This window comes from Stenotrophomonas sp. YJH_SMC_29 (genome assembly GCF_059371235.1).
Window position 1 is genome coordinate 43582 of record NZ_JCAFUK010000011.1, and the last position, 15752, is coordinate 59333.

General features: G+C 66.4%; 12 protein-coding genes. 6 read left to right on the forward strand and 6 right to left on the reverse strand.

Annotated features, from left to right (window positions below):
- Position 1 precedes the first annotated feature (1 nt).
- The 3 genes from AC5P9I_RS13125 to cmk form a co-directional block, all read right to left on the reverse strand.
- Positions 2–307: an integration host factor subunit beta gene (locus tag AC5P9I_RS13125; protein WP_005409286.1), complete on the reverse strand. Its 306-nt coding sequence runs from the start codon at positions 305–307 to the stop codon at positions 2–4.
- A gap of 88 nt (positions 308–395) precedes the next feature.
- Positions 396–2081: a 30S ribosomal protein S1 gene (gene rpsA, locus AC5P9I_RS13130; RefSeq protein ID WP_005409285.1), complete on the reverse strand. Its 1686-nt coding sequence runs from the start codon at positions 2079–2081 to the stop codon at positions 396–398.
- A gap of 198 nt (positions 2082–2279) precedes the next feature.
- A complete protein-coding gene (gene cmk / locus AC5P9I_RS13135; protein WP_014036894.1) occupies positions 2280–2957 on the reverse strand; it encodes a (d)CMP kinase in 678 nt (225 codons plus the stop codon).
- A 197-nt stretch (positions 2958–3154) separates the two neighbouring features.
- Between cmk and ykgO the strand changes: the two genes are divergently transcribed.
- The 6 genes from ykgO to AC5P9I_RS13165 all read left to right on the forward strand — a co-directional run bounded on the left by ykgO (position 3155) and on the right by AC5P9I_RS13165 (position 7652).
- Complete coding sequence (ykgO, locus tag AC5P9I_RS13140) at positions 3155–3280, forward strand: type B 50S ribosomal protein L36 (RefSeq protein ID WP_005409283.1); 126 nt, start codon at positions 3155–3157, stop codon at positions 3278–3280.
- A 175-nt stretch (positions 3281–3455) separates the two neighbouring features.
- On the forward strand, positions 3456–3755 hold the full coding sequence (locus tag AC5P9I_RS13145) for a hypothetical protein (protein WP_227837998.1): 300 nt from the start codon (positions 3456–3458) through the stop codon (positions 3753–3755).
- A 39-nt stretch (positions 3756–3794) separates the two neighbouring features.
- Positions 3795–4832, forward strand: a complete 1038-nt coding sequence (locus AC5P9I_RS13150; RefSeq protein WP_049464476.1) for an agmatine deiminase family protein — start codon at positions 3795–3797, stop codon at positions 4830–4832.
- 162 nt (positions 4833–4994) lie between these two features.
- Complete coding sequence (locus AC5P9I_RS13155; RefSeq protein WP_014646847.1) at positions 4995–5882, forward strand: carbon-nitrogen hydrolase; 888 nt, start codon at positions 4995–4997, stop codon at positions 5880–5882.
- A 14-nt stretch (positions 5883–5896) separates the two neighbouring features.
- A complete protein-coding gene (locus tag AC5P9I_RS13160; protein ID WP_049464474.1) occupies positions 5897–6427 on the forward strand; it encodes a GNAT family N-acetyltransferase in 531 nt (176 codons plus the stop codon).
- A 4-nt stretch (positions 6428–6431) separates the two neighbouring features.
- Positions 6432–7652: a TraB/GumN family protein gene (locus AC5P9I_RS13165; protein WP_088475994.1), complete on the forward strand. Its 1221-nt coding sequence runs from the start codon at positions 6432–6434 to the stop codon at positions 7650–7652.
- A gap of 220 nt (positions 7653–7872) precedes the next feature.
- Here AC5P9I_RS13165 and AC5P9I_RS13170 read toward each other — a convergent pair whose 3' ends face one another.
- The 3 genes from AC5P9I_RS13170 to AC5P9I_RS13180 are packed head-to-tail and all read right to left on the reverse strand — an operon-like array spanning position 7873 to position 15619.
- Complete coding sequence (locus tag AC5P9I_RS13170) at positions 7873–10959, reverse strand: efflux RND transporter permease subunit (protein ID WP_049464469.1); 3087 nt, start codon at positions 10957–10959, stop codon at positions 7873–7875.
- Complete coding sequence (locus tag AC5P9I_RS13175) at positions 10956–14477, reverse strand: efflux RND transporter permease subunit (protein ID WP_414608616.1); 3522 nt, start codon at positions 14475–14477, stop codon at positions 10956–10958. The genes AC5P9I_RS13170 and AC5P9I_RS13175 overlap by 4 nt, the downstream gene beginning before the upstream one ends.
- A complete protein-coding gene (locus tag AC5P9I_RS13180) occupies positions 14474–15619 on the reverse strand; it encodes an efflux RND transporter periplasmic adaptor subunit (RefSeq protein WP_064238278.1) in 1146 nt (381 codons plus the stop codon). The genes AC5P9I_RS13175 and AC5P9I_RS13180 overlap by 4 nt, the downstream gene beginning before the upstream one ends.
- Positions 15620–15752 lie beyond the last annotated feature (133 nt).

The window sequence follows — 15752 nt, forward strand, 5'->3', positions numbered from 1 at the left end:
CTCAGGCCGGATCGGCGTCCAGCGGCAGCACGCTGCTGACCCGCTCGCGCAGTTCCTTGCCCGGCTTGAAATGGGGGACATGCTTGCCCGGCAGGGCAACCGATTCGCCGGTCTTCGGGTTGCGGCCCAGGCGCGGCGGACGATAGTGCAGCGAGAAGCTGCCAAAACCACGGATTTCGATGCGATCCCCGGCGGACAGCGATCCGCCCATCATTTCCAGCAACGACTTCACCGCCAGATCGACATCATCGGCCTTCAGGTGCGCCTGCCGGCGCGCAAGGATTTCGATCAGTTCGGATTTGGTCATCACCGGCTCACATCAGGGGCATCTCAGCCTGAAACGGCCCGGGCAGAAGCCCGGGCCGTGCAGGAAACAACAAACAGCCTAAGGCCGATTACTCGGACTTGTTGCCGTTCAGCTGCGCACGCAGCAGCGCGCCCAGCTGGGTGGTGCCGCTGGAAGCCGAAGAGGACTGGTATTCCTCCAGCACTTCGCGCATTTCCGCGTCGTCCTTGGCCTTGATCGACAGCTGCAGGGTACGGCCCTTGCGGTCCATGCCCACGAACTTGGCTTCGATCTTGTCGCCGACCTTCAGGTGCTGGGTGGCGTCGTCAACGCGCTCGTTGGCGATGTCGCGGGCCGAGACGTAACCTTCGATGCCGTCAGCCAGCTCGATGATCGCGCCCTTGGCGTCGACTTCCTTCACCACGCCTTCGACCTTGGAGCCCTTCGGATTGGCGGCCATGTACTGGCCGAACGGATCCTGCTCCAGCTGCTTCACGCCCAGGGAGATGCGCTCGCGCTCCGGATCGACAGCCAGGACGACGGCGTCCAGGGTATCGCCCTTCTTGAAGTTGCGAACGACGTCTTCGCCGGTGGTGTTCCAGCTGATGTCGGACAGGTGGACCAGGCCGTCGATGCCGCCGTCCAGGCCGATGAAGATGCCGAAGTCGGTGATCGACTTGATCTGGCCCGACACCTTGTCACCCTTCTTGTGGGTGGCAGCGAAGGTTTCCCACGGATTGGCGGCAACCTGCTTCATGCCCAGCGAGATACGGCGACGCTCTTCATCGACGTCCAGCACCATCACTTCGACTTCGTCACCCACCTGCACAACCTTGGACGGGTTGACGTTCTTGTTGGTCCAGTCCATCTCGGAGACGTGCACCAGGCCTTCGACGCCCGGCTCGATCTCAACGAACGCACCGTAATCGGTGACGTTGGAGACCTTGCCGAAGACGCGGCTGTTGGCCGGGTAACGACGGCCGATGTTGTCCCACGGATCCTCGCCCAGCTGCTTCAGGCCCAGCGAAACGCGGTTGCGCTCGCGGTCGAACTTCAGCACGCGGACGTCCAGCTCGTCGCCGACGTTCACGACTTCCGACGGGTGACGCACGCGCTTCCACGCCATGTCGGTGATGTGCAGCAGGCCGTCGATACCGCCCAGGTCCACGAACGCGCCGTAATCGGTCAGGTTCTTGACGACACCCTTCAGGATCGCGCCTTCCTGCAGCTTGTCCATCAGCTGCTCGCGCTCTTCCGAGTGCTCGCTTTCGACGACAGCGCGGCGCGAGACCACGACGTTGTTACGCTTGCGGTCCAGCTTGATGAGCTTGAACTCGAGTTCCTTGCCTTCCAGGTAGGCCGGATCGCGCACCGGGCGCACATCGACCAGGGAACCCGGCAGGAAGGCGCGGACATCCTTGATGTCCACGGTGAAACCACCCTTGACCTTGCCGCTGATGCGGCCGGTGATGGTTTCGTTCTTTTCCAACGCTTCTTCCAGCTCGTCCCACACCATCGCGCGCTTGGCCTTCTCGCGCGACAGGACGGTTTCGCCGAAGCCGTTCTCGATCGAGTCGAGGGCGACCTTGACGATGTCGCCTTCGGCGACGTCGATTTCGCCAGCGTCGTTACGGAACTGTTCGATCGGCACGATGCCTTCGGACTTCAGGCCAGCGTTGATCACCACGACGTCGCCGCGGACTTCAACAACGGTACCGCTGACGATGGCGCCCGGCTTCAGCTTGGCCAGGTTGGCCTGGCTGGCTTCAAACAGTTCGGCAAATGATTCGGTCATTAGATTTACTCTGTTGGACACATGGGTCGGTGGCGTCCCCTTCAGGGGAATGGCGACCGCCCGCCTGTTGGTCGACCCCGGAAACGCAGGTCGTGTGTAGTAGGAAAACCGCCACGCATCATTGCGCGACGGAGCGGGTACAGCACTGCTATGCGCGACCACCGCCGATGCTGCTGGCAGTGCTCCCACGCGAACGGATCAGGCAGCCGGAACCGGAAGCAGATCCATCACTCGGGCAACGACATCATCGATGCCGATGCCTGTGGTGTCGATGAGGACAGCATCGTCTGCCGGCTTCAGGGGCGCCACGGTACGCTGGGCATCACGGGCGTCGCGGGCCATGATCTCGCGCAGGAGGTCATCAAAGTTAACAGAAACCCCCTTGTCTTTCAACTGCTTATGCCGGCGCTCGGCGCGCTCCTCGGCACTGGCGGTCAGGAAGACCTTGTAGGAGGCGTCCGGGAAGATCACCGTGCCCATGTCACGGCCGTCGGCGACCAGGCCGGGCAGCTCCCTGAATGCGCGCTGGCGCTCCTTCAGGGCGGCCCGGACCTCCGGGATGGCCGCAATCGCCGAGGCCAGCGCGCCGGTAGTCTCCAGGCGCAGCTCGTCGGTGGCGTCGGTGCCATTGACCATGACCCGCATGGCATCGCCCTGCTCGACAAACTGGACGTGGGTGTCGAAGGTGCAGCGGACCAGCGCCGAGGCGTCGGAAGTATCGATGTCGGCCCAGCTCGCGGCCACGCCCACCGCCCGGTACAGCGCGCCCGAATCCAGGTAATGCCAGCCCATCCTGCGCGCGATGATGCGGCTGATGGTACCCTTGCCGGCCCCGGATGGGCCGTCGATGGTCAGGACGGGAGCGAGTGGATTCATGGGGGTCCCAGAGCGTGTGAAGAGGCCATTCTAGCCCCTGCCAGACGCCCCGAGCGGGATCTTTTGTGCAACCACTTGAAACCATGAGGAAAAGCCCGGTAGAATGGCGGGCTTGAACGAGCGTCAACTGCCGATTGTCTTTCGCATATCGCGGCCACGCTCCACCCGAACAACTACTGTTTACGCCGAGGTATGCCATGAAAGTCCTGTCCTCCCTGAAGTCGGCGAAGGCCCGTCACCGTGACTGCAAGGTCGTGCGTCGTCGTGGCAAGATCTTCGTCATCTGCAAGTCGAACCCGCGTTTCAAGGCGCGTCAGCGCTAATCCTCACAGCCTCCTGGCTGCGGCGGGCCCTACGCGGGGCCGACCCGATGCAAGAAACCGCCTTCGGGCGGTTTTTTGTTTATGCGGCTTTTTCCTGCCGTTTTTGCTGTAATCGCCTTTCTTGACCACTGGGGAGTAGATCGAGATGAAGCGTTACCTGTCCGCCCTGGCCGTGATGGCCACCCTGGCCGCCGCCACACCGGCACTGGCCGATACCCTGCTTGTCGACCGTGCCCGCGAGAAGCCGGCCGGCGCCCTGCCCGTGCGCGGCCAGAGCATGCAGCAGGTGCAGGCGCAGTTCGGCGCGCCCAGCGAGCAGCTGCAGCCGCGCGGCGGGCAGAAGCGGCAATGGCCGACCATCAACCGCTGGGTGTACCCGCAGTTCACCGTCTACTTCGAGAAGCAGAAGGTGATCGACGTGGTGGCCAACCAGGCGGACCCGAACGAAATCGGCCCGAAACCGCCGATCCGTTGATCCCCTTACCCGCCGTGGGCGGGCCTGTGTAGCGAGACCATGAACCAGACCCTTCGTTTTCCTGCCGAGTGGGAAGCCCAGAGCGGCGTCCTGATTGCCTGGCCCACCGCCGACACCGACTGGGCCGACCGCCTGGGCCAGGTGGAAGAGACCTACATCGCCCTGGTCGCGGCCATCACCCGCTTCCAGCCGGTGCTGATCTGCGTGGCCGACGACGATGTGGAGACCTATGCCGAAATGCGGCTGCGCTCCAACCGCATCGACATGGACAAGGTCCACTTCACCACGGCCGCCTACGACGATACCTGGCTGCGCGACTCCGGCCCGATCACCCTGCGCCGCGCCGACGGCGGTTTCCAGCTGCTGGACTTCCGCTTCACCGGCTGGGGCGGCAAGTTCGACGCCACCCTGGATGACCAGCTGGTGGGCGTGCTCGACCAGGCCGGCGTGTTCAACGATGCGCCGGTTCGCAGCATTCCGTTCGCGCTGGAAGGCGGCGGCATCGAGACCGACGGCGAAGGCACCCTGCTGACCACCTGGAAGTGCCTGCACGAACGCCACCCGGACCGTGACCGCGCCAGCCTGAGCGCCGACCTCGCCGACTGGCTGCAGCAGGACCGCGTGCTGTGGCTGGACCACGGCTACCTGGAAGGCGACGACACCGACGCGCACATCGACACCCTCGCCCGCTTCGCCTCGACCGACAGCATCGTCTACCAGGCCTGCGACGACGAGAGCGACTCGCACTACGCCGAACTGCAGGCGATGGGCAACGAACTGGCGGCACTGCGCACCAAGGATGGCCAGCCGTACCGCCTGTTCCCGCTGCCGTGGGCCCGTCCGGTGATCGACGAAGGCCGTCGCCTGGCCGCGTCGTACGCCAACTACCTGATCGTCAACGGCGCGGTACTGATGCCGGCCTATGGCGACCCGGCCGACGACCTGGCCCGCGACGTGCTGGCGCAGGCCTACCCGGGCCGCGAGATCGTGCAGGTGCCCTGCCGCTCGCTGATCTGGCAGAACGGCAGCCTGCACTGCATCACCATGCAGCTGCCGGAAGGGCTGTTGAAGGCCTGAGAAAAGGTCGTGCCGGCCGCTGGCCGGCAACCAGGCAATGCCTGATGGATTGACGGGGATGCCGGCCAGCGGCCGGCACGACCATCACCCATTCAGCGCGCGACACGCCGCCGCCGTCCATCCGCGCTAACATGCAGGTTTTCCCCCGCAGGAACGTCCCGCATGAACTCGCGCAGCCCCCTTACCGTCGCCCTGATCCAGGAGCGCAACCACGGTGACGCCGCCGCCAACCTGGCGGTGATCGAAGCACGCGTGGCCGAGGCGGCTGCGCAGGGTGCCAAGCTGGTGCTGCTGCAGGAACTGCACAACGGTCCGTACTTCTGCCAGCACGAGTCGGTGGACGAGTTCGACCTGGCCGAGCCGATTCCGGGCCCGAGCACCGAGCGCCTGGGCGCGCTGGCGAAGAAGCATGGCGTTGTGCTGGTCGGCTCGCTGTTCGAGCGCCGCGCTGCCGGCCTGTACCACAACACCGCCGTGGTGTTCGAGAAGGACGGCACGCTGCTCGGCAAGTACCGCAAGATGCATATCCCGGACGACCCCGGCTTCTACGAGAAGTTCTACTTCACCCCGGGCGACATCGGCTTCAAGCCGATCGACACCTCGGTGGGCCGCCTGGGCGTGCTGGTGTGCTGGGACCAGTGGTACCCGGAAGCAGCGCGGCTGATGGCGCTGGCCGGCGCCGAGCTGCTGCTGTACCCGACTGCGATCGGCTGGGACCCGGACGATGTGCAGGACGAGAAGACCCGCCAGCGCGACGCCTGGGTACTGAGCCACCGCGGCCATGCCGTGGCCAATGGCCTGCCGGTGCTGAGCTGCAACCGCGTCGGCCATGAGGCTTCGCCGCTGGGTGCTTCGGGCATCCAGTTCTGGGGCAACAGCCACGTGCTGGGCCCGCAGGGCGAATTCCTGGCCGAGGCCGGTACCGAGGCCACCGTACTGCTGTGCGACGTCGACCTGCAGCGCAGCGAGCACGTGCGCCGCATCTGGCCGTTCCTGCGTGATCGCCGCATCGATGCCTACGGCGACCTGCTCAAGCGCTACATCGACTGAGCCGGAGCCCGCGCATGGCCGTCCTCATCCGTGATGCCGGCCCTGCCGACATCAATGCGATCACCGCGATCTACGCGGTGGAAGTGACCGACTTCGTCAACACCTACGAGTACGAGATCCCGGACGCGACCGAGATGCTGCGCCGCATGCGCGACATCGTCGATCGCGGCTTCCCCTACCTGGTCGCCGAGATCGATGGCCAGGTGGCCGGCTATGCCTACGCCAACACCTACCGCACCCGCGTGGCCTACCAGTGGACCGTGGAGAACTCGGTCTACGTCGATGCCCGCTTCCAGGGCAAGGGCGTCGGCACCGGCCTGCTGCAGGCGCTGATCGATGCCTGCGTGGCGCGTGGCTACCGGCAGATGGTGGCGGTGATCGGCGAACCGACCAACACCGCTTCAATCAAGCTGCACGAACGCTTCGGCTTCGAGCTGGTGGGCGTGTTCCGTGGCCTCGGCCGCAAGCATGGCCGCTGGCTGGATACCGTGCAGATGCAGCGCGCGCTCGGCGACGGCGCCGACACCGCACCTTCCAATGAATGAACCCATGACCGAAACCCTTCCCGAGACCGGTGACGACCTGTTCGCCGGCCAGCCGGTGCGCGTTGTCGAACGCGACGGCGTGCGCTACACCCTGCTGGGCACCGCCCACGTTTCACGCGCCAGCGTCGAGGCCGTGGAAAAAGCCATCGACAGCGGCCGCTTCGATGCAGTGGCTGTCGAGCTGGACCCGCAGCGCCTGCAGGCGCTGAGCGACCCGGACACGCTGGCCAAGCTCGATCTGGTCGAAGTGATCCGCAAGGGCCGCGTGGCCCTGTTTGCGGCCAACCTGGCGCTGTCCGCCTACCAGCGCCGCCTGGCCGAACAGCTCGACATCGAACCCGGTGCCGAGCTGAAGCGTGCGGTGGAGCTGGCCCGCGAGCGCAACCTGCCGGTGCACCTGATCGACCGCGAGGTCGGCCTGACCTTCCGTCGTGCGTCGCAACGGCTGGGCTTCTTCGGCAAGCTGAAGCTGGTTGCCGGGCTGGGCGCCGGCCTGTTCTCGTCGGAAGAAGTGGGCGAGAACGAGATCGAGAAGCTCAAGCAGGGCGACATGCTGGAGTCGAGCTTTGGTGAGTTCGCCAGCGAGAGCCCGGCGCTGTACGAAACCATCATCGGCGAGCGCGACCGCTACATGGCCACGCGCCTGCGCGAGGAACACACCCCGCAGCAGCGTGAAGTGCTGGCGGTGGTCGGTGCCGGCCATCTTGCGGGTCTCGCGCGCTACCTGGAAACCGACACCGAGGCCCCGGCACCGCTGCGCGCCGAGCTGGAGGCGGTGCCGAAGAAGCGCAACATTCCGTGGTTCACGCTCGGCATCCTGGCCATCGTGGCCACCGGCATCGGCGTGGGCTTCTACCGCGGCGGCCTGGGCGTGGGCACCGAGCTGCTGGCGACCTGGGCGATGTATACCGGCGGCCTGGCGGGCCTGGGCTGCCTGCTGGCCGGCGGCCACCCGCTGAGCATCCTCACCGCGATCGCGGTGGCCCCGTTCAAGCCGTTCCGCCTGAGCATCCCGACCGGCGCCTTCTCGGCGCTGGTGGAAGCACGGCTGCGCAAGCCGGCCTACGAGGACTTCCTGAAGCTGCGCGACGATGCGCAGAGCCTGAAGGGCTGGTACCGCAACCGCGTCACCCGCGTGGTGCTGACCTTCATGCTGACCAACATTGGCAGCATGCTCGGCCTGTGGCTGACCACGTTCAAGGTGTGGGGCAAGGTGGCAGGCTGATGGTTCCGCCGGGCATGGCCCGGCGCTACCGGTAGGTGCCAACCTTGGTTGGCACTATGCTTCAGGTCGCGAAGATCAGCCGGGCTTTGCTATGCCTTAACCCCTGCTCGAGCGACGCCGCGATGCAGTGATGGGTAACGCCGCGCCATGCCCGGCAAAAAAAGGGGGAGGCCGCCCCACTACGACCGGCCTCCCCCACACCACAACACGTTGTCGCGCACTACAGCCGGGCAGCGCCCGGCTCTACCCTTTCCAGGCCACGCGCACGGCGGATCAGCCGCGTCACGGCAGTGCGCAGGTCATCGAGCACCGCGTAGATCGTCGGCAGGAACAGCAGGCTGACCACCGTCGAGAACGCCAGGCCGCCGGCAATCGCGCGCGCCATCGGCGAATACTCCGGGCCGTTGCCAAACATCTGCGTATCGGTCAGCGAGATCGGGATCATCGCCAGGATCGCCGTGCCCATCGTCATCATGATCGGGCGCAGGCGTTCGCGTGAGCCTTCCACCAGCGCCTGGGTGCGGCCCATGCCGCTGCGCCGCAGGTTGTTGATGTGCTCGATCATCACGATGCCGTTGTTCACCACCACGCCCATCAGCACCAGGATGCCGATGAAGGACATGATCCCGAACGAAGTGCCGGTGATCCAGAACAGCCAGAACACGCCGAAGATCGAGAACAGCACGCCACTCATGATCGCCGCTGGGAACAGCAGCGACTCGAACACCGCGGCCATCACCACGTAGATCATCACCAGTGCGATCAGCAGGTTGAACACCATCTGCTGCATGGCTTCGTCGTCGTTGCCGTAGTCGCCGCCGTCGAAGGTGAAGCCATAGCCGGCCGGGAAGTTCATCGGCTTGAGCACGGCTTCGATCGCCTTGCGCCCGTCCGGCGCGGTGACCTTCTCGGCCAGGTTGGCCTTGATGGTCAACGTCGTCTGACGGTTGGTACGGCCGATCTGGGTGGCTGAGGAACCGACGTCCACGGTGACCAGGCTCAGCAGCGGCACGCTGCGCCCATCGCCGGTGCGCACGCTGAAACCGGCCAGGTCTTCCGGGCTGCTCTGCTCGGCGCCGGCAAAGCGCACCCACACCGGCACTTCATTGTCACCGCGGCGGAACTCGCGCATCGGGGCACCGCGCAGCGCCAGGCCGACGAAGCTGGCCACCTGTTCGGCGTTGAAGCCGAACGCTGCGGCACGCTCACGGTCGACGCGCACCTTCAGCTCGCCGCCCTTCTCGCCGTTGTCGATGCGCACGTCACGCAGCTCGGCACGCTGCGCCAGCAACGGCACCACTTCCTGGCCAATCTCCTGCAGCATTGAACTGGAGTCGCCCACCAGCTGCACCTGCACGCCCTGGTTGCCGCCACCACCGCCATCGCCCCCCTGGTTGCCGACGAAATAGTCGGTGCGGGCGGACTTCGGCAGGCCCTTGCGCAGCTCTTCCTGCAGCGCCTTGATGTCCTTGGCGTACTTCTCGTCCAGGGTGACCACCGTGGAGCTGCCCTCCTGCTCGCTGTACCAGGAGTACACCTGTTTCACGTGCAGGCGCTCGCGGTTCTGGTCGATCCAGTTCTCCACCCGCGCCACTTCCTCGGACATCTGCCGGTAGGTGTAGGCGCCCTTCCACATGTAGCCGATGAAGATGTCCTTGCCGCCCTCGCCCCCGAACATGTCGACCTTGGTCAGCTTCATCGGCACCAGGCTGACCAGTACCACCAGCAGGATGCCGAGCAGGCTCCAGCCGCGGTGGTGCAGCGACCAGTCCAGCAGCCGGGCGTAGCGGCGCTGCAGCCGCGCAATCAGGCCGGTCTGCGAGTGCACCAGCTTGGGCGTGGCCATGCGCGCGGACAGCATCGGGATCAGGCTGACCGCGACCAGCCACGAGGCCAGCAGCGAGACCGAGATGGTGATCGCGATCTGTGCCATGAAGATGCTGATGTTGTTGGTCTCGCCGAACAGGTTCGGCACGAACACGATGCAGTGGCACAGCGTGCCGGCGCTGAGCGCGATGGCCACGTTGCGGGTGCCGATGATCGAGGCCAGCCGCGGCTGCCCCGGCATGCGCTCGCGCTCTTGGTAGATGCTCTCGACCACCACCACCGCATTGTCGACCAGCATGCCGACGGCCAGCAGCAGGCCCATCATGGTCAGGATGTTGAGTGTCACCCCGACGAAGTACATGAAGCCCAGGGTGATGGTGAAGCAGATCGGAATGGCCAGGGTCACCATCAGCGTCGACGGCCAGTGGCGCAGGAAGAAGAACAGCACGGTGACCGACAGGATCAGGCCGACCGCACCGGCTTCGGCCAGTTCCAGCAGCGAGGAGGTTACCGCCTTGCCCTGGTTGTCGATCACCTTGATCTGCACGTCGCGCATCGACGGCTGCGCGCGGATCGCCTCGACCTCGGCCAGCGCCGCACGCGAGACGTCCACCAGGTTGGCGCTGCGCTCCTTGAAGATGTCCAGGCCGACGGCCGGGTTGCCGTCCAGGCGGCGCCCGTAGTTCATCCGAGCCGGCTTCAGGCGGACGTCGGCGATATCACCCAGGCGCAGGCCCTTGGCGTTGATCACCAAGTCGCGCATTTCCTGCAGGTCGGTGATCTCGCCCACCGGCTGCACGCGCACGCGCTGGCCGTTGTCGTCGATCTGCCCGGCCGAGATCGAGAAGTTCAGCGTGCGCAGGCGCTCGCTCAGCTCGTTGATGCTCAACCCATGCGCGTTGAGCCGGTTCGGGTCGATGGCGATCTCCACCTCGTTCGGCGGCGCACCGGTGATATCGACGCGGGCCACGCCCGGGATGCGCTCGATGCGCCGCTTGAACTCACGGTCGAGCATGTCATAGGCAGTGGTGAGATCGGTGGTGCTGGCCAGCCGCACCTTCAGCACGGGCTGGTCGCTGCTGGACCACTTGAACACGTTGTAGCGCTGCAGGTCGTCGGGCAGGTCACTGCGGATCGCGTCGATACGCTCGCGCGCGTCGGACGCGGCAATGGCGATGTCGCGGTCCCAGTCGCTGAACTCGATGTAGATCAATGCCGCCTCGGACGTCGCCGACGAACGCATCCGCTTGATGCCGGTCATCGTCGCCAGTGACTCCTCGACCGGACGGATGATGGTCCGTTCCACTTCCTCCGGGGTCGAGCCGGTATACGGAATCTGCACGAACAGGAAGGGCGCGGAGATGTCCGGCAGCGCCTCCAGCGGCAGCCGGAACGAAGCGATCAGGCCGATCACCACCAGCGACACGAAGCACATGATGGTGGTGACCGGGCGACGGATGGAGAACTCGGCAACACTCATGCCGGTTCCTCCACGCCTGCCGCGCCGCCCTCAGCGCCGTGCAGCCCTGCGCCGGCATGCTTGCGGCCGCGCTCGCGGTAGTAGGCATCGCCACGACGATCCATCAGGTCGTACACCACCGGGATCACCAGCAGGGTCAACAGGGTCGACACCAGCAGGCCCCCGATCACGGTGATCGCCATCGGTGCGCGCACCTCAGCACCCTCGCCCATCGCCACCGCCAGCGGCAGGAAGCCGAACAGCGTGCACAGGGTGGTCATGATGATCGGCCGCAGGCGCGAGCGCGCACCTTCCACCAGCGCCTCTTGCTTGGCCACACCGGCCTCGCGCAGCTGGTTGACCTTGTCGATCAGGATGATCGCGTTCTTGGTGACCAGGCCGACCAGCAGGATCAGGCCGATGAACACCACCACCGAGATGGGCTTTCCGGTCAGCATCAGCGCCAGGATCGCACCGACCAGCGCCAACGGGATGGTGAACAGGATCACGAACGGATGCAGCAGCGACTCGAACTGCGAGGCCATCACCAGGTAGACCAGGAAGATCGCCAGGCCGAAGGCGAAGATCAGCGACTTCGCCGCCTGCGCCAGCTCCTCGCCCTGGCCGCCGATATGCAGGCCGACGCCTGCGCCCAGCGGCTGCTCGGACACCATCTGCTGCACTTCGCGCATGGCCGCGCCGAGGTCGATGTCGCGCAGGTTGGCCGACACCACCGCAACCCGCGTCTGGTCGGCACGATGGATCTCGCTGGGGCCGGTGGTGGCGACCACGTCGGCCACCGCGTCCAGGGTCACCGGGCGGGTGCTGCCCGGATTGACGATCAGCCGACGGATGCTGTCCACGCTGGCGCGGTCACCTTCCTGCGCACGCACCAGCACGTCGATCTTGCGGTCACGGAAGCTGTAGCGGGTGGCGACGTCGCCACGCACCTTCTTCACCACCACGTCGGCGATCTGGCGGGTGGTCAGGCCCAGCGCACCGGCGCGCTCCTGGTCGAAGCGGATCTGGGTTTCCGGGAAGCCCTCCTCCACCGTCGACTTCACGTCGGCGTAGTGGGCGTTGCCGCGCAGCATCGCCGCCAGGCGCTGGCCGGCCACTTCCAGGGTCGCCATGTCCTGCCCGCGCAGCTCGATTTCCAGCGGCGTGGAGAAGCTGAACAACGCCGGCCGCGCGAAGTCGACCTGCGCGCCCGGATGCTGGCTCATGGTGCCGCGCAGGCGCTCGGTGATTGCCGCCTCGGTCTGGGCATTGCCACCGCCGGCCATCACCACGGTCAGCTTGCCGATGTTCTCGCCGCTCTCGGTGGGGCTGGCGTCCAGGCGGGTGCCGCTGCCGCTGACACCGTACAGCGAAGCCACGCCCTCCCCCTTGCCATGCGCCAGTTGCAGCTCACGCACCAGCGCGTCGGTCTGCTTCAGCGGCGTGCCGGCCGGCAGCTTCACGGTCATCTCGAACCGGTCCTGCGCCAGCTGCGGGATCAGGTCGGCGCCGAGCATCGGTACCAGCGCCATGGTCGCCACGAAGATGATCGTGGCCACGCCCAGCACCTTGCCCGGATGTGCCAATGCGCTCGGCAGCAGGCGCAGATAGCCGCGCTCGGCACCGGCGTAGGGCTTCATCGCCAGGTCACTGGCCTTGCGCATCACCGGCCCGACCACCGCCACCACGCCACGCCACAGGCGCACCACCAGCCAGGCCAGCGCATAGAAGCCCCAGCGCACGCTGGCGACCACGCCACGGCGACCCAGCGCGACCGGCTTCTGCCAGCGTTTCTGCGGCCGCCACGCTGCGTTCGGTGCCTCTTCCGGGAACGCCAGCGGCGGCCGTCCCTTCAGCGAGCTCAGCATCGGGATCAGGGTCATCGACACCAGCAGCGAGATCGCGATGGCGATCGCCACGGTCAGCGCCTGGTCGCGGAACAGCTGCCCGGCGATGCCATCGACGAACACCAGCGGCAGGAACACCGCGATGGTGGTCAGGGTCGAGGCGACCACCGCCATGCTCACTTCACGGGTGCCGGCGATCGCCGCCTGCAGGATGCCCAGGCCACGCTCACGGGCCTTGGCGATGCTCTCCAGCACCACGATCGAGTCATCCACCACCAGGCCGGTGGCCAATGCCAGGCCGCCCAGCGACATCACGTTCAGGCTCAGCCCGAGCTGGCCCATGAAGAAGAACGTGGCAATGATCGAGACCGGCAAGGACAGGCTGATCACGAACGTGCTCCAGCCATCGCGCAGGAACAGGAAGATGATCAGGATCGCCAGCAGGCCACCGATCACGGCATCCTTCTTGACGTCGGCGATGGCGTGCTCGATGAAGCGCGACTGGTCCTCGATGGTGGTCAGCTCGACGTCCGACGGGAACGTGCCCTTGATCTGCTCCAGCCGCTTGCGCAGCGCTTCGGCGGTGGACACGGTGTTGGCGTCACCTTCCTTGTAGATGGCCAGCTCGACCGCCTCCTTGCCGCCCAGGCGGATGATCGCTTCGCGCTCCTTGTAGCCCTGGCGCACGGTGGCGACGTCCTTCAGGCGCACCGGCACGCCGTTGGCGACGACGCTGGAGCCCGCACCTGACGATGCGCTCTGCGCCGCCGACGCCGCCGCGATGGCCGCTGCCGAACCGGTCGACGCGGCAATGTTGAACATCTGCTGCAATGCCGAGTCGGCCGCGCTGCCGTTCGAGCCCTGGGTGGTCACCAGCAGGTTGCGGATCTCCTCCAGGTCGGCGAACTGGTTGACGGTACGCACCAGGAAGCGCTGCGATCCTTCCTCCAGGCGGCCGCCGGAGATGTTGATGTTCTCGTCTTTCAGGCGCTTGATGACGGTGTCGATCGGCAGGTTCAGCTGCGCCAGCTTCTGCTGGTCGATGTCGACCTGGATCTCGTCCTCCAGTCCACCGCCGACCTTCACTGCCGCCACGCCGGTGACCGGCTCGAGCTTCTTCTTCAGGTCTTCATCGGCATAGCGGCGCAGGCCGGTCAGCTCGCGGACCGCGTCGGCATCGCTGGCCGGCGCGACCTTGTTGGACAGCACCAGGCGCATGATCGGCTCGGTGGACGGATTGAAGCGCAGCAGCACCGGGGCCTTGGCCTCCAGTGGCAGGTTCAGCGCTTCCATCTTGTCGCGCACCTCCAGGCTGGCCTGGTCCATGTTGGTGCCCCAGGCGAATTCCAGCACCACGTCGCTCTGGCCGGTGCGCGAGACCGACTTCAGCTTGCGCAGGTTCTTGACCACGCCGACCGCTTCCTCGACCGGCTGGGTGATCAGGGTTTCGATTTCAGTCGGCGCCGCACCGGTGTATTCGGTGCGCACGGTCAGCGTCGGGTAGCTCAGGTCCGGCAGCAGGTTGACCTTGAGGTTGCCCAGCGCGATCAGGCCGAACAGCAGCAGGGTGACCGTGCACATGGCGATGGTCACGCGGCGGCGGGTGGCAAACTCCACCAGGCCGCCGCGCATGCCGGCGGCGGCGCCGTCGCTCGCCGGCGAGGCACCGTGGTCGTGGCCCGGGGCGGTCATTGCGTGCTCCCGGCCTTGGCTGCCGGCTTGGCGGCCGTTGCGACCGTCTTCGCCTTCGGGTCGGCAATCACCTGCACCGCGGTGCCGTCGCGCAGGGCGACCTTGCCGGCGGTGACCACCTGATCACCGGCCGCCAGGCCATCACGGATCTCCACCCACGGGCCCTCGGCGTAACCCAGTTTGACCGGAACGCGTGCGACCTTGCCTTCGCGCACGCGGAACACCGCCGGCTCACCGTCGTCGAGCAACGCCAGGCGCGGCACCACCAGCGCATCGGCACGCTGGTCGTAATCGATGCGGATGCGCCCGAACATGCCGGGCTGCAGCGCGTGTGCTGCGCCGTCGAAGGCGCTGACCACGCGAAACGTGCCACTGCCCGAGTCCACCACCGGCGCAATGCGGTCAACGGTGCCGGTGAAGCTCTGCCCCGGCAGCGCGTCGGCCGCCAGGGTCACCGGCTGGCCGGCGCGCAGGGTGGCCAGCTCGCGTTCGGGCACGTTGAGCGTCGCCTCCAGTCGCGAGTTGTCGACGATGCGGAAGATCGGCGTATTGATCTGCACGAAGTTGCCGGTCTTGATCGAGCGCGAGGCGATCACGCCGGAAATCGGTGCGACCACGGTGGTGTAGGACAGTTCCAGCGTCGCCAGGCGGTACTGCGCGCGGACGTTTTCCAGATCGAAACGCAGCTGGTCGACATCGGCGGCGCTGACCATCTGCTGGCCGACCAGCTTCTGTGCGCGCTGGTAGTTGTTTTCCAGCTTGCGCATCTGCGCTTCGCTCTGTGCCACCGCCAGGCGCGCGCGGTCCGGGTCCAGCCGCACCAGCGGCTGGCCGGCGGTGACCCGCTGACCTTCCTCGACCAGCACCGCCAGTGCCACGCCGGAGGTCTTGGCGACCACCTGCGATTCGGCGCGTGGCTCCAGTGCGGCGGTACCGGTGTAACTGGCCGCGACCGCGCGATGGCTGGCCACCGCCACCTCGACCGGGACCGCATCGACCTTCTTTTCCTCCTTGGTCTCGGCGGCCTTGGCTTCGGAATTGGGCCCTGCGGCGCAACCGCCCAGCAGCAGGGAGGTGGAGATCAGCAGTGCGGCAGCGCAGATTCCGCTGCGACGGCCGGACAGGAGGGTTGGGTGCGACATCGTCAGGTCCCTGGAGGATGCGTGGACAGGTGTGGTAGCAAAGTAATGCACCACTTCACGGCAACACCATATCCCAAAGGTCATGGTGCCTTCACGCCGCCGGTCGGCCCGACCCCATTTCAGCTAGATGAAA